General features: G+C 50.5%; 18 protein-coding genes. 8 read left to right on the forward strand and 10 right to left on the reverse strand.

All coding sequences use genetic code 11. The features are described from left to right. Nucleotides 1-15: 15 nt before the first annotated feature. Nucleotides 16-1,548 (reverse strand): M20/M25/M40 family metallo-hydrolase, encoded by a 1,533-nt coding sequence (locus tag BM202_RS01555; protein ID WP_093822705.1) that lies wholly within the window; start codon nucleotides 1,546-1,548, stop codon nucleotides 16-18. 82 nt (nucleotides 1,549-1,630) lie between these two features. After that, nucleotides 1,631-3,205 (reverse strand): serine hydrolase, encoded by a 1,575-nt coding sequence (locus BM202_RS01560; RefSeq protein ID WP_093822706.1) that lies wholly within the window; start codon nucleotides 3,203-3,205, stop codon nucleotides 1,631-1,633. A gap of 224 nt (nucleotides 3,206-3,429) precedes the next feature. Between BM202_RS01560 and BM202_RS01565 the strand changes: the two genes are divergently transcribed. Beyond that, on the forward strand, nucleotides 3,430-4,929 hold the full coding sequence (locus BM202_RS01565) for a M28 family peptidase (protein ID WP_093822707.1): 1,500 nt from the start codon (nucleotides 3,430-3,432) through the stop codon (nucleotides 4,927-4,929). Between the two features lie 106 nt (nucleotides 4,930-5,035). Here BM202_RS01565 and BM202_RS01570 read toward each other — a convergent pair whose 3' ends face one another. Continuing rightward, the gene (locus BM202_RS01570; protein WP_093822708.1) at nucleotides 5,036-6,394 is read right to left on the reverse strand and encodes a DUF3300 domain-containing protein; all 1,359 of its coding nucleotides are present in this window, start codon (nucleotides 6,392-6,394) and stop codon (nucleotides 5,036-5,038) included. 281 nt (nucleotides 6,395-6,675) lie between these two features. Here BM202_RS01570 and BM202_RS01575 point away from each other — a divergent pair, with 281 nt between their 5' ends. The 3 genes from BM202_RS01575 to BM202_RS01585 all read left to right on the forward strand — a co-directional run bounded on the left by BM202_RS01575 (nucleotide 6,676) and on the right by BM202_RS01585 (nucleotide 11,618). Next, nucleotides 6,676-7,851 (forward strand): serine hydrolase domain-containing protein, encoded by a 1,176-nt coding sequence (locus BM202_RS01575; RefSeq protein ID WP_093822709.1) that lies wholly within the window; start codon nucleotides 6,676-6,678, stop codon nucleotides 7,849-7,851. Between the two features lie 584 nt (nucleotides 7,852-8,435). After that, nucleotides 8,436-11,108, forward strand: coding sequence for an MGH1-like glycoside hydrolase domain-containing protein (locus BM202_RS01580; protein ID WP_093822710.1), 2,673 nt, complete (start codon nucleotides 8,436-8,438; stop codon nucleotides 11,106-11,108). Nucleotides 11,109-11,114: 6 nt separating this feature from the next. Further along, a complete protein-coding gene (locus tag BM202_RS01585; RefSeq protein WP_093822711.1) occupies nucleotides 11,115-11,618 on the forward strand; it encodes an SRPBCC family protein in 504 nt (167 codons plus the stop codon). A gap of 111 nt (nucleotides 11,619-11,729) precedes the next feature. Here BM202_RS01585 and BM202_RS38045 read toward each other — a convergent pair whose 3' ends face one another. From BM202_RS38045 to BM202_RS01600, 3 genes are all read right to left on the reverse strand, one after another. After that, the gene (locus BM202_RS38045; protein WP_245776481.1) at nucleotides 11,730-12,881 is read right to left on the reverse strand and encodes a hypothetical protein; all 1,152 of its coding nucleotides are present in this window, start codon (nucleotides 12,879-12,881) and stop codon (nucleotides 11,730-11,732) included. A 68-nt stretch (nucleotides 12,882-12,949) separates the two neighbouring features. Further along, nucleotides 12,950-13,441 (reverse strand): hypothetical protein, encoded by a 492-nt coding sequence (locus BM202_RS01595; RefSeq protein WP_093822712.1) that lies wholly within the window; start codon nucleotides 13,439-13,441, stop codon nucleotides 12,950-12,952. Between the two features lie 30 nt (nucleotides 13,442-13,471). Beyond that, nucleotides 13,472-14,428, reverse strand: coding sequence for an OmpA family protein (locus BM202_RS01600; RefSeq protein ID WP_093822713.1), 957 nt, complete (start codon nucleotides 14,426-14,428; stop codon nucleotides 13,472-13,474). 303 nt (nucleotides 14,429-14,731) lie between these two features. Here BM202_RS01600 and BM202_RS01605 point away from each other — a divergent pair, with 303 nt between their 5' ends. The 4 genes from BM202_RS01605 (at nucleotide 14,732) to BM202_RS01620 (ending at nucleotide 18,810) form a co-directional block, all read left to right on the forward strand. Then, the gene (locus BM202_RS01605; protein ID WP_093822714.1) at nucleotides 14,732-15,769 is read left to right on the forward strand and encodes a threonine aldolase family protein; all 1,038 of its coding nucleotides are present in this window, start codon (nucleotides 14,732-14,734) and stop codon (nucleotides 15,767-15,769) included. A 101-nt stretch (nucleotides 15,770-15,870) separates the two neighbouring features. After that, nucleotides 15,871-17,469, forward strand: a complete 1,599-nt coding sequence (locus tag BM202_RS01610) for a carbon-nitrogen hydrolase family protein (RefSeq protein ID WP_093822715.1) — start codon at nucleotides 15,871-15,873, stop codon at nucleotides 17,467-17,469. Nucleotides 17,470-17,691: 222 nt separating this feature from the next. Next, on the forward strand, nucleotides 17,692-18,099 hold the full coding sequence (locus BM202_RS01615; RefSeq protein ID WP_093822716.1) for an RrF2 family transcriptional regulator: 408 nt from the start codon (nucleotides 17,692-17,694) through the stop codon (nucleotides 18,097-18,099). Between the two features lie 66 nt (nucleotides 18,100-18,165). Continuing rightward, nucleotides 18,166-18,810, forward strand: a complete 645-nt coding sequence (locus tag BM202_RS01620; protein ID WP_093822717.1) for an NAD(P)-dependent oxidoreductase — start codon at nucleotides 18,166-18,168, stop codon at nucleotides 18,808-18,810. Between the two features lie 65 nt (nucleotides 18,811-18,875). Here BM202_RS01620 and BM202_RS01625 read toward each other — a convergent pair whose 3' ends face one another. From BM202_RS01625 to BM202_RS01640, 4 genes are all read right to left on the reverse strand, one after another. Further along, nucleotides 18,876-19,901, reverse strand: a complete 1,026-nt coding sequence (locus BM202_RS01625; protein WP_093822718.1) for a zinc-dependent alcohol dehydrogenase — start codon at nucleotides 19,899-19,901, stop codon at nucleotides 18,876-18,878. Between the two features lie 12 nt (nucleotides 19,902-19,913). Beyond that, on the reverse strand, nucleotides 19,914-21,254 hold the full coding sequence (locus BM202_RS01630) for an MFS transporter (RefSeq protein WP_093822719.1): 1,341 nt from the start codon (nucleotides 21,252-21,254) through the stop codon (nucleotides 19,914-19,916). Between the two features lie 116 nt (nucleotides 21,255-21,370). Continuing rightward, a complete protein-coding gene (locus BM202_RS01635; protein WP_093822720.1) occupies nucleotides 21,371-21,781 on the reverse strand; it encodes a ribosomal maturation YjgA family protein in 411 nt (136 codons plus the stop codon). 1 nt (nucleotide 21,782) lies between these two features. Next, nucleotides 21,783-22,658 carry a glycerophosphodiester phosphodiesterase family protein gene (locus BM202_RS01640; protein ID WP_093822721.1) on the reverse strand — a complete coding sequence of 292 codons (876 nt, stop codon included), beginning with the start codon at nucleotides 22,656-22,658 and terminating at the stop codon, nucleotides 21,783-21,785. Between the last annotated feature and the right edge of the window lie 114 nt (nucleotides 22,659-22,772).

Genomic DNA, 22,772 nt, shown 5'->3' on the forward strand with positions numbered 1-22,772 from the left:
GGCGCGGGTGAAAACTCATTTCAATTGCATAATGGCGGCCAATGTCTCGATGCCGTCCCAGAGGTATTGCACCAATACATTCTCGTTTTCGGCATGCTGATTGTTGTCATAATTGACAATCGGCACCGACACTACGTTGGCTTTCAGGTGTTTTTCGAACAGATACAGCGGTAAACTACCTCCCGCCGTGGGCGTTAACACAATGGGGTCCGTCGATGTCGTTTGTACTGCCGCAATGACCTCTTGCGCGATGGGCAAATCCATTGGTGTCCGCTGGGCATTGTAACCCGCTCCCGTCGTGATTTTGATCAGTTTAGGATACTGCTGACGGTCGGCATCGGTCGGGTCATGGTCGAGTACGTGGTAGCCCTGACCGCGAATGTGTTCGGTTACGCGCTCAATCTGACGAGTGATGTCGTTGCCCCGAACCAGCCGCAAATCCAGCACGGCTTCGGCTTTGGTGGGGATAACGTTGCCCGCCATCGGTCCGACATTCGCGCTTTGAATTCCGTTGATATTCAGGGTCGGAATCATCATCAGGTCCATGAACGAGGCCCCGCCCCCATCAGGTTTGGCGATACCCAGTTCTTTTTTCAGGGCTGCTTCCATATTAGGGACGGTGGCCATCGCCTGTTTCTCGCGGGCCGTAAGTGGCGTTACGTCGTCGTAAAAACCTTTGATCATGACACGTCCTTCGTCATTTTTCATACTCGCCAGCAGGTTCACCAGTTTCTGCGCGGGATTAGGTGCCCAGTTTCCGTAGTTGCCGCTGTGGAGCGGACGTTTTGGGCCATAAACCGTCAGGTTCATGTTGACATCGCCCCGTACACCGAACTGGACCACTTTTTTGCCCGATACATGACGTGGACCATCGACAATCAGCCAGAGATCACTCGTCAGTTTGTCCTGGTGTTTTTGTAGAATATCGCCCAGATGGGTTGAACCAAGTTCTTCCTCGCCTTCAAAGAAGAATTTCAGATTGACCGTTGGTTTGATGTTGCTTTTCACCAACGCGTCGTAGGCATTCAGAATCGCCATGACCCCGGCTTTGTCGTCGGCACTTCCCCGCCCGGATAGACGCCAGGTCGGATTGATCGCATCTCCCGATTTATACGTAGTAACGATAGTGCCCCCCTGCTCAACGGGAGCCGTGATAAACACCGGTTCGAAAGGTTGTAATCCTTTAGCCCACTGCTTTGGGTTAACGGGTTGCCCATCGTAGTGCGCGTAAAAAATGAGCGTTTTGGTGGCTCCAGGCACCTTTACCTCCCCAAATACCGCCGGATTAGTACCCGGTTTTACGCCATCCAGTAAAGAAGCCGGGATACCCCGCTGCTTCATCATTTGCATGATGAAGGCCGCATTTTGGCGGATCGTTGCCGAGTCGGATGATACGTTAGGAATGGTCAGAAACTGACGATACTCGTCCATCAGTGCCGTTTCACGAGTTTGTCGATATTGCCGAACGCGTTGTTGTGGTGATTGCGCGTTGGCGGAAAGGGTGATGATGCAGGCTAAAAACAGGGTTACTCTGGAAGGAAACGTCATTCTGTTCGGTTGTATATTCTGTGAAGATTGGACCTTTTTGTGAGTCCGACAAAAATTGATATAAGTTGTCAGTAATTAGCCATCAGTGCTCCATCGTGCCTTTCAGTGCGCCTTCCTGCACTTTGGTTAATTCGATACCTGCGCCACGCACTCGGGCTACTTTTCCTTTCGTATCAAGCTCAAAATTGAAGAAATCTTTCCCATTCCACCACTGATCGTACACGAGTCGGAACGTATCGAAATTCCAGTGGTTCAGATAGCCGGTCAGTACGTTGTTGATGGATACGTAGAGCCTTCCATCCCGCAATGAAACATCCGTCTTCCCGTACAGTGGGTCGGTGTACGAACCCACATAAGCAGCCAGGGGCAAGGATGGTTTCGCGTTCAGCACCCGCGTACTGTCGACTTTTCGTTCGGCCAATTTCGCATTTTGCTTAAGGCCACCGTAGAGTTTACGAAACTCAGCGCTCCAGTCGCGGTCAACACCTAGGGAAAACTCATCGAAAGCACGATACATCAAGGCATGACGAAGTTCGGCGTGGTCGAGGTTGCCCTGCACGTAGACGGCCAGTTTCTGGTCGGGCAGTTGTCCGTGAATCGCCACCATCCCGGTGAGGCTACCCGTGTGGAAATTAATCCGGTGCCCTCGATAATCCTGCTGAAACCAGCCCAGCCCGTAGGTTTTCCAGACAGGTTTGGTAAGTTGCTGGGTAGGATAAAATTCGCTGTCCGTGACGAGCGTCTGCGGCTTGAACAATTCCGCCCACGTAGCGGGTTTGAGTAAGGTTTTGCCGCCATACCGGCTGCTGTCGAGCATACAGATCATCCAGGCCGATACATCATCCGGACAAGTCCAGATTGATCCGGCCGGACCAACGGCATCGACCAGACTTTCTTCTTTCAGGCTATTGACTGCCCGAACGGTATCATTGCTTTCGAAATGCGGTTTGGCCCGGTTGGCATCCGTGACTTCCCTGAACAGCGCTTTGGTTCGGCTCATGCCGAGGGGTTCAAAAATACGGGTACGTACAAATACGTCCCAGGGCATTCCGCTCACTTTTTCGATGACTTTACCAGCCGCCAGATACATGATATTCTGGTAGATAAAGCTCGAACGTAGCGAATAAGTTGGTTTAATGAGCCGCATCCGGTGGAGGATTTCGTCGGAGGGTATTTCCATAGCGGCCCAGAGTACATCGGCATTGCCAATCCCCGTATTATGAATGAGCAAATCCCGCACCCGAATTTCCCGCGTGACGGCCGGGTCGTAAAACATAAAGTCGGGCAGGTAATTCGCGACAGGGTCGTCCCACTTGAGTTTACCTTCATCCACTAGCATCCCAATACAGGCCGCCGTCATGGCTTTGGTTGTTGAAGCCATGGCAAACAGCGTTTTCGTGTCGACAGGTTCAGTTTGGTCGGTCGCGACCCCGGCAAGTTCACGAATACCATATCCTTTCTTGAATAATACGTTGCCCTCTTTAACAACGGTGACGGTAAGGCCGGGCACTCGCCAGTCCTGAACGGCCTGCCGAACATAGGCATCGTAGCGAGCAACGGGGTCAGAAGGTGAAGTCTTTTTTCTGGATTGTGCGGATAGTGGCTGATTGGTAAAACTACTGACAACAAGGGCAAGGAGAATAAAGGTCGATTTCATGGAAGGCGGTTTGTTTTCCCAATATAGCGTTTTATCATCGTTGTAGAGACGCAACACGGTCCGTCTTCCATGCGTCCGCAACAGATTCTGGCTTGAATCAAAAATAAACTACGATAAAAAACATTCGACCAGCTTCTGTAGCGAGTAGCGGCCTATTGTGTCATTGGCGGCCCGGTCTTTCCGTATATTTGTAAAAACCCCAATCATCAGTTTTTTATACAACCATGAATTACCTCAATAAGCAGAAAATTCGGCCATTGCTGACGCTGGCGATCGCCATGTCGATGCTCGTCAACTCGGCCGTAAGTTATGCCCAGTCGAAAGCAGGCGCAAACGCCCTGTCGGCCATCAAAGAAAGTGACATAAAACGCGATCTGTTTGCGTTGGCCGGTGATCATTTCCGGGGTCGCGAAGGTGGCTCGCTTGATGAGTTGAAAGCGTCCGTCTGGATTGCGGACCAACTCCGGGCGATGGGTCTTCAACCCGCTGGCGACGACGGTACGTTCTTCCAGTTTTTTCACATTCAGCGGACACGTATTACCGAAACCAGCCGCTTAAACATTGGTACGCACCAAATGGTCCACGGTCAGGACGCGTTTCTCTTAGCACCAGCTATTGCGTCGGTCGATGCGCCACTTGTCTTTGTGGGCAAAGGCACGCCCGAAGACCTGGCAAAAGTTGATATTAAAGGAAAAGCCGTGGCCATAGCGTTTTCGGGAACAGGCCCGGCCGAAATAAGCTATCGTCGTTTTCTGTTCGGCACGATGAACAGCCGGGCTGCGGAGCTGGTAAAAAAGGGTGCTTTGGCCGTGGTGTGGGTGTCTGATACGCAGGCCCAATCCTACTTCGAGCGCTGGACGACGGGTCTGGAACGGGGTCGTTACGATCTGCCGGGTGGCGCCAATACGCGTGTCTTTTCGCAGGCACCCACGGTTTGGCTGCCGGCCAGTGCACTGGAGTGGATCAAGCAGCCCGGTCAGCAGTTTACCAACGTAGTGAATGTCGAGAGTTTCAACTATCCATCCGTAAATATCGTGGCGAAGGTGCCCGGTACAGATCCGAAACTCAAAGACGAGTACGTTCTTTTCAGTACGCACCAGGATCATGACGGTGTTCGTCGGGCCGTAGCGGGTGACTCCATCTGGAACGGAGCCGATGATAATGCCAGTGGCTGCGTGGCCACGATGGCCATCGGTCGGGCCTTTGCCCAGAAGCCCGGCAAGCGATCTGCCCTGATTGTTTTTCACGGCGCCGAGGAACGGGGATTGCTGGGTTCCCGCTATTTTGTCGAGCATCCAACCGTACCAAAAGAATCTATTGTAGCCGTCTTGAACGCCGAGATGATTGGCCGTAATGCGCCCGATAGCGCGGCCATTCTGGGGCAACAGCCTCCGCACCGCAATTCAACCGATCTGGTCAATGCGGCTCTGGCGGTCAACCAGTCGGAGGCCCATTTTAAACTCGATACGTTGTGGGATAAACCGAGCCATCCCGAAGGCTGGTATTTCCGTTCTGACCACCTCCCCTACGCCCGGGCGAACGTACCGGCGATTGCTTTCACGACCCTGCTCCACCCAGATTATCATACGCCCAAAGATGAACCAGATCGCATCAATACCGACAAAGTGACACGTATCGCGAAATGGATTTACCTCACCGGCTGGGACGTAGCGAACCGACCAACGCGCGTTCGTCTGGACGAAGGGTTTAAGCTGGAACGGTAGAAAGAGAGTCGTAAGGGGTAAAGTGAATAGTCAAAAGGGGTTGGCACAAGCGTTTTGTTCTTGTGCCAACCCCTTTTGACTATTCACTACTGACTACTGACTTTACTTATCGTCTGCCGCCGTGGAAGCCGCCACTATGGAAGCTGCCGCCACCAAACGAGCGGCCACCACCCCAGGATTGCGTATGGTAGCCACCCGCGTTAAAGTTCTGATAACGAGCCGATGGTGCACTACGGATCGTATTCATGTTCGAACTTGACCAGCTATTGGGCCGGCTATATTGACGGGCGTTGGTCAGCCAGTTGCCTCGGCTGGCACCGCTTACGGGACCAAACGCCCGACGGGCCGATGTTATAAAGCCTGCGTTCCCCGGCGTCAGGATGCGACGTTCGCCGATGGTACGGGAATAGTAATTATTGAACCGATTATACAGGTGAGGATATACGCCACGGCCCGGTCCAAAAAACCAGTTCGAGAATCCCAGCCCCGGCAAGCCAAACAGAACCATATTACCACCCAAGCCATAATAGAACCCCGTGCCGTACCACCAGGCGGATGGATACCACATGGCCGATGTATACCAGTAAGGGTACCCAAAAAAGTAGGGGTACGGATTCTGATAGTAGTACCCGCTATTCACCCAGGCCGGATTTGGATTGATACCCGTATTGTAGCCGTTGGCCTGCGCATAGGCTTGTCCAGCCTGTTGTAACTCCTGTTTCGCCTGCGGATCGTTATTCAGTTCATTCTGGTAATCAGCCAGTTCCTGCTGATTCTGAACCGTCAGGCTGTCATGAAGCGCTGTCAAATCTTTGGTCACCTGGTCGGGGTTGGCCGCATAAGCCTGTCCCAATTGTGTCGTCTTATCGATCTGATCGGTCAGTTGGGTCAGCACATCGGGCATGTCGATCAACTGTCGAAAGGCATTCTGCGTTGGTACGTCCAGCGGACCAATGAGATTGTCAAATGACTGCTGTGCCTGCTGATTCAGGTTGTCGACCTGCACCAGATCATCGTGGTGGTGTCGATACAGTTTCCAGGCAGATTCCTGCAAATCGGCGGGCATGTTTTTGGTCAGATTTTTCACTGCTGACTCGTTAGAACCCGCGGGTAACGTGGCCAGCTCATGCATGACATCCGGGTAACGGGACAGGTCATAAAACCAGCTTTGCTTTTCCTGCCCATAGGATTGAATTACCGTAGTGAACGCCTGTTGGCTGGATGCCCGTTGTTGGGCTAAGCTGGTCAATACCTGTGGTTGTTGGCTGGCTAATAAAATAGAACGGCGAACATCATCGCGGTAGGGAGCAATGGCCGACACAATCGTTTGGTCATCGCTGGACGCTGGTTGTTGGTCAACGCCTGTTTGTTGATTTTGGGCAACTATGGGTTGCCATCCTATTACCAACAGTCCTGTGGCAAGCAACAAGGTTTTGGCTGGAATGAAGTGAATGAACGCTTTCATGGTTGATAACTTACGCCTTTCCAGGGTATATAGCTGATACAAACGCGTACCTAACGGTCAACGATCAGGCCCCACGCGGTGAAAATTATTGGACGCCTTTTCATCGTATTTGCGGCCCCATTGACACGACAAACGTCACCAATAGACCTTAATAAGGGATAAATTCTTTGTTAATGTTTGGTTAAAAAAGTAAGTCGATTTGACGCGTTATCTTTCTGTGAATCGCCTACCTTCGGGGTCTGATTCTGTAAGTCCCAAAAACAAACCTCCTTCATCAATTTATGCCACATTTTCCACTACGAAAATCCATTTTTTACAGTCTGGTGCTGGTTACGTTACTAAATTGCCAGCGGCCAACAGCAAAATCAACAACCTATTTTCCCCCAAAAGGTGATAACTGGGCGCACCTGACTCCCGAAAAAGCAGACATGGATGCGGCTTTGCTCGACCAGGCCGTAGCCTTTGCCAAAACGCAGGAAACCACCCAGATGGCGCCTGATTTTTCGACCCAGGAAGAGATTTTCGGTAAACTTCTTGGCCCTATGCCAACCAGCCGGGCGGCTACTAACGGTGTTGTGCTACGTCACGGCTACATCGTGGCTGAATGGGGGGATACCCAACGCCCAGACCCAACCTATAGTGTCGCCAAAAGCGTGTTATCGACCGTAACGGGCATTACCGTAGAGCGCGGCATGATTCCCGACGTTCACGATCCAGTAGCCAAGCTCATACACGATGGCGGCTACGACTCACCACAGAATCAATCCATTACGTGGGAAAATCATCTTCAGCAAGCCAGCGAATGGGAAGGTGAACTGTGGGGAAAAAACAGCGATTTTGTGGGAAAAGAAGCCTTTGGCAAAGGCGAACGAAAGCCCCGTACCTTACAGAAACCCGGTACGTATTATGAATATAACGACGTACGTATCAACCGAATGGCGCTTTCGCTGCTACGCCTTTGGAAGAAACCCATCCCCGACGTCGTGCGCGACGAAATCATGAACCCTATCGGCGCATCCGATACGTGGCAATACGTTACGTATCCAAACGCCGTTGCCGATGTTGACGGCAAAAAGATGCCGTCCGTCAGTGGGGGTACCCGCTGGGGCGGGGGACTGCGTATCAGCGCACGCGATGAAGCCCGATTCGGTTATCTGTTTCTTCGTCAGGGCCGATGGGGCGATCGTCAGATTGTATCGTCGAGCTGGGTAAAACAAGCCACGACACCCAGTCAGTATGGTCCGGATTATGGGTACCTCTGGTGGCTGAATACGGGCACGAGTTCAACCGGCAAAAAAGCGTGGCCCGATGCACCCACTAGCAGTTATGCCGCAATTGGAGCGGGGTCAAACACGATCTGGGTGGACCCAGAGCACGATATCGTCATCGTCTGGCGCTGGCACAACGGTAGCCCGAATGAATTGATTAAGCGTGTATTGGCCGCGGTAAAGAAGTAACGGAACTTTCATTGAACCGATAAGGTCTCCGAGACCTTATCGGTTTATAATCAAGTAGAAAAACCTTCTTGGCAAAGGCCAATGGGTACTCGTTCATGATCCTGGCTCCTCACTCATTACGTATAGCCATCTTCCAAAAATTTCTCCAAACGATTCCGCAAACAAATGGTTTAGAAGTAGTTGAGAATGAATCAATGTTCAATAACTGACAGTCAGGTGTTCGTATTTCATGCATAATCGTCTGAAATAGATAGTATCTGGAATAGATAAAAAAGACGAAAAAGCATCAACTAGTCGACTAGAGCGCGCATTTCATCAATTTGAATGTGACAACATAGTGTTTCTAAAGTCTATTAATTATCAGAATAAAAGCTTAAAGGTTACCTAATAATAAATTTTGTTACATATTCTTGTACATCAAACTAAGTTGTTGCTTATTTTCAATAGCAAAACCATTGCCGTCTGATGGGAGTAAATACAGGCAAGTTTTTCTGAAATACTCAGCACGCATACTATCTTTGGTGTCTATTTTACACAATGAGAAGTAGTACCACCGTACTTTAGAATAGAAATTCCTGAACTATATGCCAACAGTTGAACGCGAACGCATTTACGAACGAGCCGATAACAAAGGCTGGAAAAAATGGGGTCCTTATCTTTCTGAACGCGCATGGGGTACTGTCCGCGAGGATTATAGCCCATATGGCGATGCCTGGAATTTCGTTACGCACGACATGGCCCGCTCCCGCGCTTACCGCTGGGGTGAAGAAGGCATCGGCGGCATTTCAGACAATAAAGGTCACATCTGCTTTGCGCTGGCATTTTGGAATCATAAAGACAATATCTTAAAGGAACGACTTTTTGGCCTTACTGGGCCGGAAGGCAATCATGGCGAGGACGTTAAGGAGCTGTATTATTACCTGGACAGCACACCAACGCATTCCTACATGAAAATGCTGTATAAATACCCGCAGCAGGAATTTCCGTATAACCGACTGGTTATAGAAACGATGCGCCGGGACCGTCAGTCGCCGGAATTTGAGCTGACGGACACCGGTATTTTCGAAAAAGACGAGTATTTCGACATTTTTATCGAATACGCCAAAGCTGGTCTGAATGACTGGCTGGTGACGATTACGGCGCATAACCGGTCGAACAAGACGGCTCCGCTGACGATGTTGCCAACGATCTGGTTCCGCAATACCTGGTCATGGGGCTACGAGCAGTACAATGCCCGACCCATGCTGAATGGCATTGCCAATAACCAGATCGAGGTGAATCACAAGCAGTTAGGCAAATATAAGCTCTACTGTGAGAACGCCGATGCTCTGCTGTTCTGCGACAACGATACAAATACGGAACGGCTCTATGGCCGCCCTAACGTAGCGAAATACCCGAAAGACGGCATTAATAATTTCATCATGTCGGGTGGCAAAAAGACCTTCGTCAATCCCAACCAGATTGGCACGAAGGCCTCGGCGCAGTATACCCGGAAAGTACCGGCGGGTGAGAGCGTCAGTATTCGGTTGCGGTTCAGCGACCAGACGACGATGGCTCAGCCTTTTGCTGACTTCGACGAAATCTGGAACAAGCGCCTGAGTGAAGCCGATGCCTTTTATGCTGATCTTCAGAAAAATGTAACCGATCCCGAATTGATGGCCATTCAGCGGCAGGCCTACGCAGGCATGCTGTGGAATAAGCAATTCTATTACTACAACGTTAATGAGTGGCTTAAGGGTGACCCAAAAATGCCGGTTCCGTTTCAGGGACGCGTGTATGCCCGCAATGAAAACTGGCGGCATATGTACACGGCCAACATCCTGTCGATGCCCGACAAATGGGAATACCCCTGGTTTGCCGCCTGGGATCTGGCCTTCCACACGCTGACCCTCGCCCGGCTCGATCCGCATTTTGCCAAGCGCCAACTAGCGGTTATTCTACGGGAATACTATATGCATCCCAATGGTCAGATTCCGGCGTATGAATGGAATTTTGGCGACGTGAACCCGCCTGTTCATGCCTGGGCCACCTGGAAGGTGTATGAGATTGACAAAGAAGCGAATGGCGTTGGCGATGTGAACTTTCTGGAGCGGGTATTCCATAAACTGCTGCTCAACTTTACGTGGTGGGTAAACCGCAAAGACGTATCGGGCAACAACATTTTCGGGGGAGGCTTCCTCGGCCTGGATAATATTGGGGTGTTCGACCGCTCGCAACCGCTGCCGATGGGCGGACGAATTGAGCAAGCCGATGGCACAGGCTGGATGGCCATGTATACGCTCAATATGCTACGTATTGCCTGTGAGATTTCGCTTACCCGGCCTAGTTATCAGGACATGGCCAGTAAATTTTTCGAGCACTTCCTGCACATCGCGTCGGCCATGAATAACCTTGGGCGCCAGAATATCAGCCTGTGGGATGAGGTTGACCAGTTCTATTACGATGTGCTCCACATGCCTGACAACAATGCTCGCTTGCTGAAAATCCGGTCGATGGTGGGGTTGATTCCCCTCTTCGCCGTCGAAATTCTGGACGAAGCCTTGCTGTCGAAATTGCCTGATTTCAAACGCCGGGTTGAGTGGGTACTCACGAACCGGCCCGATTTAGCCTCTCTGGTATCGCGCTGGCACGAGCCGGGCAAGGGCGAAACCCACCTGCTGAGTTTGCTACGTGGTCACCGGATGAAGATGATCCTGAAACGCATGTTCGACGAAACGGAGTTTTTGTCTGATTACGGCATTCGGGCTTTGTCGAAGTATCACGAAAAAATGCCCTATCAGTTTGAGCTGAACAGCGAAATTTTCCAGGTGCGCTACGTAGCGGCCGAGTCTGAGATGAGCATGTTTGGCGGTAACTCAAACTGGCGCGGACCGATCTGGTTCCCCGTTAATTTCCTGCTCATTGACTCCTTACTGAAGTTCTATCAGTATTATGGTGATGATTTTGAGGTCGAATACCCAACCAATTCCGGGCAGATCATGAGCGTAAAAGACGCTACGGTACTGGTAGCTCAACGACTCATCAACATCTTCAAACGTGATGCGAATGGGCAAGTTGCAGCTTATGGTCAGGATCGAAAAATGCAGGATGATCCCCATTTTCAGGGGTTGTATCTGTTCTATGAATATTTCAACGGCGACAACGGCATGGGGCTCGGCGCAAACCACCAAACAGGCTGGACAGGTCTTGTGGCTGATTTGATTGAATACTGGTACAAATACCAGCCACAGGAAGCTGCCGTAGTGGTGTCAAAATAATAGTCAATGTCAGTCATTGAACTCGAAACTTACATTGAGGCTCCGGTAGCGGTGTGTTATACGTTGGCCCTGAGCGTTGATCTGCACAAGATTTCAACGAGCCGAACAGGCGAGCACATTGTTGGTGGCGTGAAGCAGGGCGTTATGAAGCTGGGTGAAACCGTTACGTGGAAAGCGAAACATTTCGGCATCTGGCAAACCTTAACGTCAAAAATTACCGAGGCTAGTGCGCCTTACTATTTCTGCGATGAAATGCTCAAAGGTGCATTCAAATCAATGCGTCATGAACACTATTTTGAGCCTCAGGTTGATAACGATAAGTTAACGCTGATGCGTGATATCTTTCAATTTACGTCTCCCTTGGGACTACTGGGCGTATGGGTTAATAAGCTGTTCTTGAAAGCTTACATGACGCGTTTTCTTATGGAACGAAATCAAACCATCAAGCAATTTGCGGAATCAGACCGCTGGAGAGACGTACTAGCGGATGATTTCAGTTCGATACGTTAGAAAGTCATTTTCTACATAATAAGAAATCCCCGTCAGATCGCTGACGGGGATTTCTTGTGATCGATATCTCGGAGCTGATTTAGTCATTTCTCCTGTGTCAGAATGATAACATCAGCTCTTTGCGCCGTACTTGCGCTCATAGAACGTTTTTGACTGACCAACCCAGTTATCGCCCTCAATACGTCCGGGGAAGAATTCGATTAGTTCGTTGATCGTGTTAATGTCTTCTTTTGAGAAATTGGCGACCTGCCGGAATGTGTAAATGCCCAAGGCATGGAGTTTACGCTCCAGAAACGGCCCTACACCAATAATATCTTTCAAATCATCGGCCTGAGCAGCCGTGGCCCGACCAATCCGGTCGAAGTTGACTTCTGAAATCCGGGACTTAATTCGGTTCAACACGATGGTTTCACGATCCTCAACAGCGGGTGGCGACTCCATCACGTTTGACTCTTCTTCTGTAGGAAACTCAAACGCAGACCCAACCAGTGACAGCTTTTCGCCGATTACAGGTGGTGACGCATCATTAATTTCGCCGGCAAGATCATCGTTGACCAAAGGCGAAGGGGTATCATCATACGAATAGATAGGCAACAAGGGATCAGCCGAAACAAACAACTGGGGTGTTTCAACAGGTAAGGGTTCCGTCACTTCAACGGGCTCAAAAGCTTCATCAGGAAGAGTAGGCATCGGTTTTTCAGCGACTACTGTGGCTGACGCTTCATTAATTTCAGCCGCTAGCGTATCATCAACCAGCAATTCAGGCGTATCATCATGCGAATAGATGGGCAGTAATGGATCAGCAGAAACGAACAGCTGAGGAGCTTCTATACTTGATTCTGGCTCAGATTCTTCCTGACGATACGTAACTGGCGCAGGAGTTTCCGTTGCGGATGCATCCATTATTTCAGCGGCAAGTTCATCATTGACGATTGGGGCTGGCGTATCCTCGTGCGAATAAGCGGGCAACAAGGGGTCGGCAGAAACAAACAGATGCGGTGGCTCAACGTCCTCGGCTTCGTACGGGTAGACAGGCTTGAAAGTGGCTGGTTCGGTAGTTTTTACAGCAGCCATACCGCTCACTTTTTCACTACGGCATTTATCGAGTTCGGCTTTTTTGTCGTCAATGGCTACCCGCAACGTACTGATACGGCCAGCAAGCATCAATCGGCCCAACAACCAGCCAATAAAGGCAACAAAGGCCAGCAGCAGCAGAATTTCGGCAATGGCAACCGGACGACTTAATGGATCTAATCCAAACATAATAGGATATAGTTAAAGGATATTAGTTTCAGTTTCAGGCTCAACCTCGACCCTGAAACTTGAAAAACTTATTTCTTTTTAGCTAACTCGGTCGCCTGGCGAACCCAGTTGTCGCGTTGAATACGGCCGGGAAAAAACTCGATGATGTCGTTTACCTGTTCAATATCGTCTTCGGTAAAATTGGCAATCTGCCGGAAAGTATAGATATCAATTGCGTGCAGTTTCCGCTCCAGAAATGGCCCGATCCCAACGATCTGTTTCAGGTCGTCGGCTTCGGCAAACGTCGCCGTTCCAATTCGCGAATAATTAACGTCGCTGGCGCGGGCACGAATTCGGTTCAGAACAATCGTTTCTTCGTCTTCTTTGTTGACGACGGCCGCCGTAGCCCGGTAGCAATCGACTACGGCTCGTTCGGTATTCAGTAACGTGCTTTCGAGCTGACGAATCGTTTGCTTGCGCGAAACGTAACCAATTATAAAGCCCAACACACCAGCCACGACCAGCATAATAATATGCTGCATTTGAGCACCGGGTAAGTTAAGAGGGTTGAGTTCAAACATGGATACTACTGGTTTATGGGTTACGGTATTTTATTTGACTACCACCGTTACGCGCCGGTTGGCCTTACGTCCCGAGAGGGTTTTATTATCAGCTTTGGGTTCAGATTCACCCCTGGCAATAACCTCAATTTGGTCTGACTCAATGCCTGACTTGCGCAGTTTTGACTTCACCTCGTTCGCGCGATTTTTTGAGAGTCTCATGTTCGCATCTTCAGGACCCGAATTATCGGTATGCCCCGTCAGGATGAGCTTTTTATTTTTGTTGGCAGCCAGGAATTTAGCGGCTTCGTCAAAGAATTTTTTCGTATCCGATGTCTTGATGTAATTAGCTTCACCAAGTGGAAAATACAAATCAATTGGCTCGAATACCGACGTATATTTCTGCCCTTCGGCCAGTTCTTTCTCCGACGTTGGCTCGTCCATCACTACCAATCCGGAAGTAGATGAGGAACTCTCATTCGGTTCAGCCCCGCCGAAAGCAAAGTCAATGCCCCCCTTCAGCGAGTCGCCTTTTGTGGTGAACGGAAGATTCCTTTCCACACCTTTTGTGGTTATCGACGCAGCCGGAATGCCCTGTTGCCCCATATATTGCTTTATTCCTTCAGCGCGGGCAAGTCCCAGATTGTCGAATGAGCTTTTATTCGTTTCAGCTGGCGCATAGTACCCAATTACCTGAATCGTACGCTCCGGGCTATCTTTCAAATACGAGATCAATGTTTCCAGCGAACCACCCAGGGTATTCATGTTGGCGTTGGCATCCGATGTGGCAAAGCTGAAATTGCCCGGTAGTTCAAGCCGGAATTTGTTGCCATCGGCAATGGTGAACACATCGGCGCCGGGTGGCGTCGTAAATAAAGGCGCATCGGTGGATCGTATTTCCGTCGGTCGAAAATCATCGGCACACAGCTGCTTTATTTTGCAGACATGCCACCAGGTAGAGCCGACCATCCAGAGCAGGAGGAGAAAAATCCAGAGCGTTTTAGTCATGAGTGTACGGAATAGTGAAGGTTGCCACTGAGCTATGTTTCAGATTACCCATTTGAGACGGACTTGACCGAAAAGGTTGCTCAAAATTACATGCCTATATAATACATACAAGGTTACCATTGTTTTTGACTATTTACACAGCGTTTATAAAGCTACACCCTTATTTACCTATTCTGACGAATCAGGAACTTGGGCCTGTTACGTTAAGATGCTCCTGAATGTCGCTAACTTGCCATTTTTCTACAACCTGAACAAACATATAACCAACGGTTCGTTTTCGACGACGAATCAGCCGAATTACTTATGCTTATTGATCTTCGCAGCGACACGGTTACCCAACCCACGCCCGCCATGCGCGAGGCTATGTTCTCCGCCCCACTTGGCGACGACGTATTGGGGGATGACCCCACAGTTAATGCCCTGGAAGCCAAAGCCGCTTCGCTATTCGGGATGGAAGCGGCCCTCTTTTGTGCCTCGGGCACCATGACCAACCAACTCGCTATTCGCACCCACACGCGCCCCGGCGATGATGTCATCTGCGATTACCTGTCGCACGTTTATCAGTACGAGGGCGGGGGCATTTCGGTCAACGCGCTGGCGTCGGTGAGTCTGGCGCATGGCGAACGGGGCAAGCTTACGCCCAGTCTCATCCGCGATTACATTTATAGCCCTACCGATTCACACAAGCCTTTGTCGAGATTGGTTGTGCTCGAAAACACTGTCAATAAAGGAGGAGGCTGCTATTACACCGTGCCCGAAATTGCGGCTATCAAAAAAGTGTGTGATGAAAACGGGTTGATTCTTCACCTGGATGGTGCCCGTTTATTCAATGCACTGGTCGAAACGGGTGAACCGACAGGCGCCTACGGGCAACTCTTTGACTCCATTAGCATCTGCCTATCGAAAGGGCTGGGTTGCCCGGTGGGGTCTCTCCTGCTCGGCAAAGCCGATTTTATTCGGCAGGCCCGGCGTTTTCGCAAACTGATGGGTGGCGGCTGGCGTCAGGCCGGTTTTCTGGCGGCCGCCGGGATTTATGCGCTTGACCACCAGGTCGATCGTCTGAAACAGGATCATTCCCGCGCTCGTAAAATCGGGGCCATGCTCGAACATCTGCCTGAAGTGGAAGAAATTCTTCCTATTGATACAAACATTGTCATTTTCAGACTTCCCGAAACCATATTGGCCGCCGATTATGTTGAAAAATTAGCGACAAAGGGCATTCGTGGCATTTCGTTCGGCAAACACTTAGTGCGCTTCGTCACGCACCACGACTTCACCGACGAGATGGTTGTAGAAATGGAAAAAATTCTGAACCGGGATTTTTATGATTTTATTGACTAACTATGATTTTATTAGTAAGCTTTCTTCGAAAGCAATATCACAGCGAAAACAACAATCATAGTCAGTCAATAAAATCATAAAAATCCTGGTTCTGACAACTTATGCATATACAAACTAGAACATTACAGAAATCAGATTATCATGACCTGAAAGAGGCCATGATTGAAGTTTATAGCGGTATTGGGGGCGATTACTGGGAAAAGAGTAAAATCACCAAGTTGCTCAATATCTTCCCGGAAGGTCAGTTCTGTGTCGAAGTGGATGGACGGGTCGTGGCCTGTGCGCTGGCGATCCGGGTCAAATACGATCAGTTTGGCGATAATCATACCTACTACCAGATTACGGGGGGCTACACCTTCAAAACCCACAACGATGAAGGCGATTACCTCTACGGCATCGAGGTGTTTGTGCATCCCGATTTCCGGGATTTGCGCCTTGGTCGGCGGCTTTACGATGCCCGGAAAGAGGTGTGTGAGCAGTTAAACCTCAAGGGAATTCTGGCCGGAGGACGCATTCCCAATTACAACAAATATTCCGACGAGCTGACACCCCGCGAATACATCGCCAAGGTTAAGCAGAAGGAGATTTATGATCCTACCCTGACGTTCCAGCTCTCCAACGACTTTCACGTCCGTAAGGTGCTACGTGGGTATTTGCCCGGCGATTCGGAGTCGAAAGAATACGCTACGTTGCTGGAATGGATCAACATCTACTACGTGGATGAGAAAGACAAAAAATCCCATACGGACTCTATTATCCGGCTGGGCGTCATTCAGTGGCAGATGCGGCTATTCAAAAACCTGAATGCGTTTTTGGAACAGGTCGAATTTTTCGTTAACGCCGTCAGTGACTACCGGGCTGATTTCATGGTCCTGCCCGAGTTTTTCAATACGCCCCTGATGGCCGATTTCAATGATCTGCCCGAGCCAGTCGCCATTCGAAAACTGGCTGATTTCACGGTGCCCGTGCGTGAAAAACTGTGCGAGTTAGCCATTTCCTACAACGTAAATATTGTGGGAGGCAGCATGCCGCTCGTCGACGACGATGGAAAGCTTTATAACGTGGCGTATCTCTGCCGACGCGATGGCTCCTACGAAGAATACCGGAAGATTCACATCACACCGAATGAAGTGAAGCATTACGGTATGGTTGGCGGCAACGAGATTCGGGCATTCGATACGGATTGCGGTAAAATCGGGATGTTAATTTGCTACGATGTCGAATTTCCCGAACTGGGGCGGATTCTGGCGCAACAGGGCATGCAGATTCTGTTCGTCCCCTTCCTGACCGATACGCAAAATGGGTATTCACGGGTGCGGCACTGTGCGCAGGCGCGGGCCATCGAGAATGAATGCTACGTTGCCATTTCGGGCTGTGTCGGCAACTTGCCGAGGGTGCAGAATATGGACATCAACTACGCTCAATCGGCGGTGTTCACACCTTCTGACTTCCAGTTTCCAACCAACGCGGTAAAAGCCGAAGCCACGACCAACACCGAAATGGTTCTGATCGCCGACGTCGATTTGAGTTTATTGAAAGAATTGCACGAACACGGTTCGGTGCAAGTTCTGAAGGACCGCCGGACGGATTTATACGACGTAACACTGAAAAAGGCAGCCAAAAAAGCACTCAAACAAAAGAAAGCGTCGGCCGATAACGATCCTGAAGAGGTGGCTCCCCTGATCGTGGTTGCGGAGTAAAACATAGTTTAATGACAACAGAAGACGCTCACAGTTTACATATTTGAGCGTCTTCTGTCTTTTAAGCGCTTATGCATTTAGAAAATAGCTGGCGCAACTCTCAAACGCAGATAACATTACTGTCGGGCTACCATTTTATAGGTACCCGTCCTGAAATCTTTACTTTTTTGGGTACCCAGGAATCTTTTTTGTTATTAATCTGTAACTATAAATATTACAGTAATGAACGGACGATTTGCTATATCGATGCACATTTTAACGCTGCTGGCCAAAGCCAACGGGGAATGGCTTACGTCTGACTTTATTGCGGGTAGTATTAATATCAACCCGGTACTGGTACGTAAAGAAATTAGCAACCTCCGAAACAACGGACTGGTTATCAGTCGTGAAGGTAAGAATGGGGGAAGTTTACTCGCGAAACCGGCCCAACAAATTCGGGTATCGGATGTGTTTCTGGCGACGCGGCAGGGTGCTTTTCTGGGAACGGCTCGTAATACACCAAACCCCGATTGCCCCGTTGGCAAGCAGATCAATCAGCAACTCGATAATCTGTATGAAGAAGCTGAAAACGCGCTCATTCAGAAGTTGGGCGACAGTACGCTGGACGATTTCAGCCAACGGTTCGACTAATTTTTTTGCCCAAAACTGTAACAAATTTTATTACAATAAATTATTTTCAATTAACTAAGTACACGTATGAAACTGGCCATTATTGGAGCCTCAGGGTTTGTTGGAGCACCCCTCCTCGAAGAAGCATTACAACGCGGCCATACCGTTACGGCCATCGTTCGCCATCCCGAAAAAATAACGAATACCGATCCAAACCTCGTCGTGATGGAAGGCGACGCTCAAGATGCCGACACAGTAGCGCAACTCGTAGCGGGTCATGATGCTGTTTTGAGCGCTTATAACGCCGGCTGGACAAACCCGAATCTGTATGATGATTTCCTGGAAGGTTCAAAAGCCATTGAAAAAGGGACGCAACAGGCTGGTGTTAAGCGGTTGCTGGTCGTTGGTGGCGCGGGCAGTCTGGAAGCAGCCCCCGGTGTTCAACTAGTAGATACGCCCCAGTTCCCGGCCGAGTGGAAAGCGGGCGCTACGTCGGCGCGTGACTACCTCAATCTTCTCCGTCAGAACACGACCCTGGACTGGACGTTCCTAAGCCCGGCAATCATGCTGGTTCCCGGGGAACGAACCGGTACGTTCCGGATTGGCACCGAACAACCCGTCTTCAACGAAAAAGGCGAGTCTACCATCTCGGTAGCTGACCTGGCCGTGGCGATCCTGAACGAAATCGAACAGCCGCAGTTTATTCAAAAGCGGTTTACAGCGGGGTATTAAGTAGTGTTGTAACCGTACCAGGACTGCCTGTACTTTTGAAAGTACGGGCAGTCCTGGTCTACGCATCAAACGTCCAGCACAATTTTGGCGTGCTCACCGCTACAGGCGATCTCGATGGCTGAAGCGAGATTGCTGAACGGTTCTCTTGCCGAAACGATACGTCCCGGTTGCAGGAATCCACTGTCAATCAGGTCGATGGTCCGGCGAAAATCGATGGGGTGCTGGTAAATGATGGACGTAATGATATTGATACCCTGCCTTGTCATGCCAAACTCGGTAATCGCACTAGGTTTGTCGGACAGGCCCGCCACCACTACGTTGGCCCCACGCGGTGCAGCCTCCACCGCCATTGTGAATGCCTGAGCGGCTCCTGCGCATTCGAAAACGGTATGCACCCGGGTGTCTTTCCACAACGCAGCGATCTGGGACGTAGTGGCATCGGCAGAAATCGGGATGGCGCCAAAAGCCGACGCCAGATTTACCTTCTCCTGAACGCGGTCGTAGGCCAGCACCGTGTAGCCCATTTTTTGGGCCAGATGGGTCACCAAAAGCCCAATGGCACCCAGTCCAACCACAGCTACCGCATCGCCGGGACGGGCGGGCGACGAATAGAGCGTATGCAACGCTACAGCGGTCGGTTCGATAACGACGGCGTCATCATCGCTGATGCTGCCGGGTAGTTTCCAGGCAAAATTCGCAGGCACTACGGCATATTCAGCAAAGCAGCCGGTTTCCAGTACGCCGATAATGCGCTTGTTCAGGCAGATATTGCTACGGCCCTGCCAGCAGAATTCGCAGTGTCCACAGGGGAAATTCGGTTCAATCACGACGCGATCGCCGGGTTGGTGCTGGCTCACGCCCTCGCCTGGTTTGTCGATGTAACCCAGCCCTTCGTGGCCAATGATCAGCGGAAACTTGAGGTCGGGGCGGTGGCCCTGAAAAATAGACACATCAGATCCGCAGATGCCCACCGCTTTCATTTTGATACGTACTTCGCCGGGACCGGGTTCGGGTATCGGACGTTGCTGAATCCCAATGGACCGTGGTGCCGTTAATACACCAGCTTTCATAAACGTTGGCACTTCACTCATTATCGTCTTCTATTAGGCCACAGGGGAAAATTGTTCGTTTTTTACCTCAATGGGTCGAAGGGCGGGCAAAACCAGATGAATAACGATCAGACCGATCAGGTACGAACAACTGGCAAAGATAAACATGGGTCTATAGCCAAACGTCGCGACGACGTAGCCCGTAGCCCCAGCCACGACCATGCTCGTCATGCCACCCAGAAACCCACCAATTCCCGTCGCCGTTGCCACCGAACCGCTGGGAAACAACGTAGTAGCCATCGCGTACACGTTGGTCGACCATCCCTGATGCGCGGCCGTTGCCAGCGCAAGCAGCGCGACTACACCCGTAAAACTATGCACGGATGGAATCAGGTAAATGGGCGTCACGGCGAGCGCGCAGATCAGCATGGTCAATTTCCGGGCCTTGTTTTCGGTCCAGCCGTTTTTCATAAGCCGGGTTGCCATCCAGCCGAAGAAGATACTGCCCAGATCGGAGACCACGTAGATAATCAGGAAGGGAATGCCAAAGTTTTTCAGATCGAGTTTCCGGTCGAGCTGGTTGTTCGTCAGCAGAAAGTCCGGTAGCCAGGTGAGGTAAAAAAACCAGACCGGATCGGCGAAGATTTTCCCGAAACTAAACGCCCAGGTCTGCTTGTGCCCAATCAGTTGCGCCCAGGAAAGCCGACTCGTCTCCTGCGATTTATCCGCTACGTCCCGGCCCTCGCTGATGTATCGAAATTCGGTTTCAGAAACTGCCGCCGTTTCATCAGGCTTCGAATAACTGACCCACCAGATGCCAAGCATCAGCACACCCAGCACCGCCGATATCAGAAACGCACCCCGCCAGCCAAATTGCTGCATCAGAAAGGGCACCAGCAATGCCGTGGTGATCACGCCCATATTTGAACCGGCATTCAGAATTCCCGTGGCTGTGGAGCGTTCCCGCTTGGGAAACCATTCCGCAATCGCTTTCATAGCCGAGGGGAAATTGGCCGCTTCGCCGAGCCCCAACACCGCCCGCACAAGCGCAAATTGCCCAACGGTCGATATAAACCCCGAAGCAATACTGGCCACACTCCAGACGGCAATGCCAATCGTAAATCCTTTCTTGGTGCCCACCCGATCAATCAGCCAGCCAATCAACAGGAAACCAATGGCGTAGGTCGCTTTAAAGGCCGAATCGACCAGCCCCATCTGAATGCGAAATTGTTTCAGGTGTTCGTCTGTCAGCAGGGCCGCGGGCGATAACCCTAGTATGGTTCGTTTAAAGGCTCCGTCCGTCATCACGAAGGACAGCGCCTGTCGGTCTACGTAATTAATCGTTGTCGCCAGAAAAAGCAGCGCAATGATCCGCCACCGGTAATTTTGGTTCATGAAAGCCAAGTCAGAATATGATAGATAGGGGCCATTCGGCTTATAAATCCGACTAGAATAAGGTAAGTAGCCCGGTTCAAGAACCTACCCTTTCAGGTCAATGTCTCCGGTCTTTACTACGTCCGGTCTGCACGCCAGAAACGAGTGGGAATCAATACCGTTTCTACCAGAAAGCCAACCGCAATACCTAAGCTGTAGCATAACAAATCGCTCCAGACAAAGCTAAATCCGAGGACCAAACCGCCCAGACGAGTTGCCCGAATGCTGTCGATCCAGGGCGCGTGATACAACTGACTCACTTCGATCCCGAACGAAAACAACAGCGCGGCCAGGACTACGGTACGTGTCGGCCAGTGGTTAAAAATGAGCGCAAATCCAAAGAACACCATTAGTGCCCAAAGCACATCTCCGACGTAAGTTCGAACAAAGGGGATTTCTCCAAAAAAACGCCTTGACGCCAAGCCGAGCAGCAAAACAACAATGGCCAAGGCATTGTATATAAGTCTGTTGCGCTGAATGCCGGGCATATCAATACAGCGCCTTCGCTATTTCAAGCGGCCGGTCGGTGGACATGATGTCGGCGCCATTATCGGCAAAAGTTTTGTAGATCTGATCGCCTTTGGCCGCAGCCTGTTTGTCCAGGTTGCCCAGTGTACCGAGGATGCAGGCAATGCCCTTTTCGTGCAGAAATTTATATAAGGCCGCATCGGGTTCTTTGACACCCACGAATGCTACCATCCGGTTATCGGGAACGCCTAATTCGTGCAGTCGGTCGTATTCGGCATTGTTCCGAATCGTGACCGAAATCATCAAATTCGGGTCGAGTTTATTAAGTTTAGCCGCATCCTGTGCGTTGTAGGTAATCACCGCTACGTAGTTGTCGGCACCGGTTTTATGAATCATGTCTACGACTTTCGCGAACGATACGTTACGTTTCACATCAAGCGTGAACGTGGCTTTGTTCTTGCCCCAGCGCAGCACTTTTTCCAGCGTCGGAATCTTGTAGGGCGTAACACTACCCTGGTTATCTTCCAGTCGGTACGGATCTAATTCAGCGTAGGTTTTGTCGATCAGTTTGCCGGTGCCGGTCGTCGTTCTATCAAGCGTAGCGTCGTGCATCATGACCATTACGCTGTCTTTTGTCAGATCTATGTCGCACTCAATAATGACCGGCTGTATGGGCCGACCAATGGTTTTGGCCATAAACTCAAACGACTCGATGCAGTTTTCGGGATAACCTTTCAGGTCGCCCCCGCCCCGGTGAACCGATATTTTGGTCAGCTGATTTGGCTTATACCGGAAGTAATCGTAAGCCGTCCCGACTGATCCGGTAGGGGTTGTTTTGGGTGAACAAGTGGCCAGCCCGAATCCCAGGCCAAGTACAATAAACTGTTTTATAGTCATGATACGTCGTTGACAAATGCTGTTCGCTTTCCGGAACGGAAGTTACTTTCTGGAACCGTTCTCATAAACCGCGTTGTTGATAAAGAAGCGTAGTATTTATCGCCCGATTTAGAT

Source organism: Spirosoma endophyticum (assembly GCF_900112365.1).
GTDB classification, from domain to species: domain Bacteria; phylum Bacteroidota; class Bacteroidia; order Cytophagales; family Spirosomataceae; genus Spirosoma; species Spirosoma endophyticum.

Coding starts and splice junctions, on each gene's coding strand:
- BM202_RS01555 (WP_093822705.1), bottom strand. CDS start 1,548: ATGACGTTTCCTTCCAGAGTAACCCTGTTTTTAGCCTGCATCATCACC.
- BM202_RS01560 (WP_093822706.1), bottom strand. CDS start 3,205: ATGAAATCGACCTTTATTCTCCTTGCCCTTGTTGTCAGTAGTTTTACC.
- BM202_RS01565 (WP_093822707.1), top strand. CDS start 3,430: ATGAATTACCTCAATAAGCAGAAAATTCGGCCATTGCTGACGCTGGCG.
- BM202_RS01570 (WP_093822708.1), bottom strand. CDS start 6,394: ATGAAAGCGTTCATTCACTTCATTCCAGCCAAAACCTTGTTGCTTGCC.
- BM202_RS01575 (WP_093822709.1), top strand. CDS start 6,676: ATGCCACATTTTCCACTACGAAAATCCATTTTTTACAGTCTGGTGCTG.
- BM202_RS01580 (WP_093822710.1), top strand. CDS start 8,436: ATGCCAACAGTTGAACGCGAACGCATTTACGAACGAGCCGATAACAAA.
- BM202_RS01585 (WP_093822711.1), top strand. CDS start 11,115: ATGTCAGTCATTGAACTCGAAACTTACATTGAGGCTCCGGTAGCGGTG.
- BM202_RS38045 (WP_245776481.1), bottom strand. CDS start 12,881: ATGTTTGGATTAGATCCATTAAGTCGTCCGGTTGCCATTGCCGAAATT.
- BM202_RS01595 (WP_093822712.1), bottom strand. CDS start 13,441: ATGTTTGAACTCAACCCTCTTAACTTACCCGGTGCTCAAATGCAGCAT.
- BM202_RS01600 (WP_093822713.1), bottom strand. CDS start 14,428: ATGACTAAAACGCTCTGGATTTTTCTCCTCCTGCTCTGGATGGTCGGC.
- BM202_RS01605 (WP_093822714.1), top strand. CDS start 14,732: ATGCTTATTGATCTTCGCAGCGACACGGTTACCCAACCCACGCCCGCC.
- BM202_RS01610 (WP_093822715.1), top strand. CDS start 15,871: ATGCATATACAAACTAGAACATTACAGAAATCAGATTATCATGACCTG.
- BM202_RS01615 (WP_093822716.1), top strand. CDS start 17,692: ATGAACGGACGATTTGCTATATCGATGCACATTTTAACGCTGCTGGCC.
- BM202_RS01620 (WP_093822717.1), top strand. CDS start 18,166: ATGAAACTGGCCATTATTGGAGCCTCAGGGTTTGTTGGAGCACCCCTC.
- BM202_RS01625 (WP_093822718.1), bottom strand. CDS start 19,901: ATGAGTGAAGTGCCAACGTTTATGAAAGCTGGTGTATTAACGGCACCA.
- BM202_RS01630 (WP_093822719.1), bottom strand. CDS start 21,254: ATGAACCAAAATTACCGGTGGCGGATCATTGCGCTGCTTTTTCTGGCG.
- BM202_RS01635 (WP_093822720.1), bottom strand. CDS start 21,781: ATGCCCGGCATTCAGCGCAACAGACTTATATACAATGCCTTGGCCATT.
- BM202_RS01640 (WP_093822721.1), bottom strand. CDS start 22,658: ATGACTATAAAACAGTTTATTGTACTTGGCCTGGGATTCGGGCTGGCC.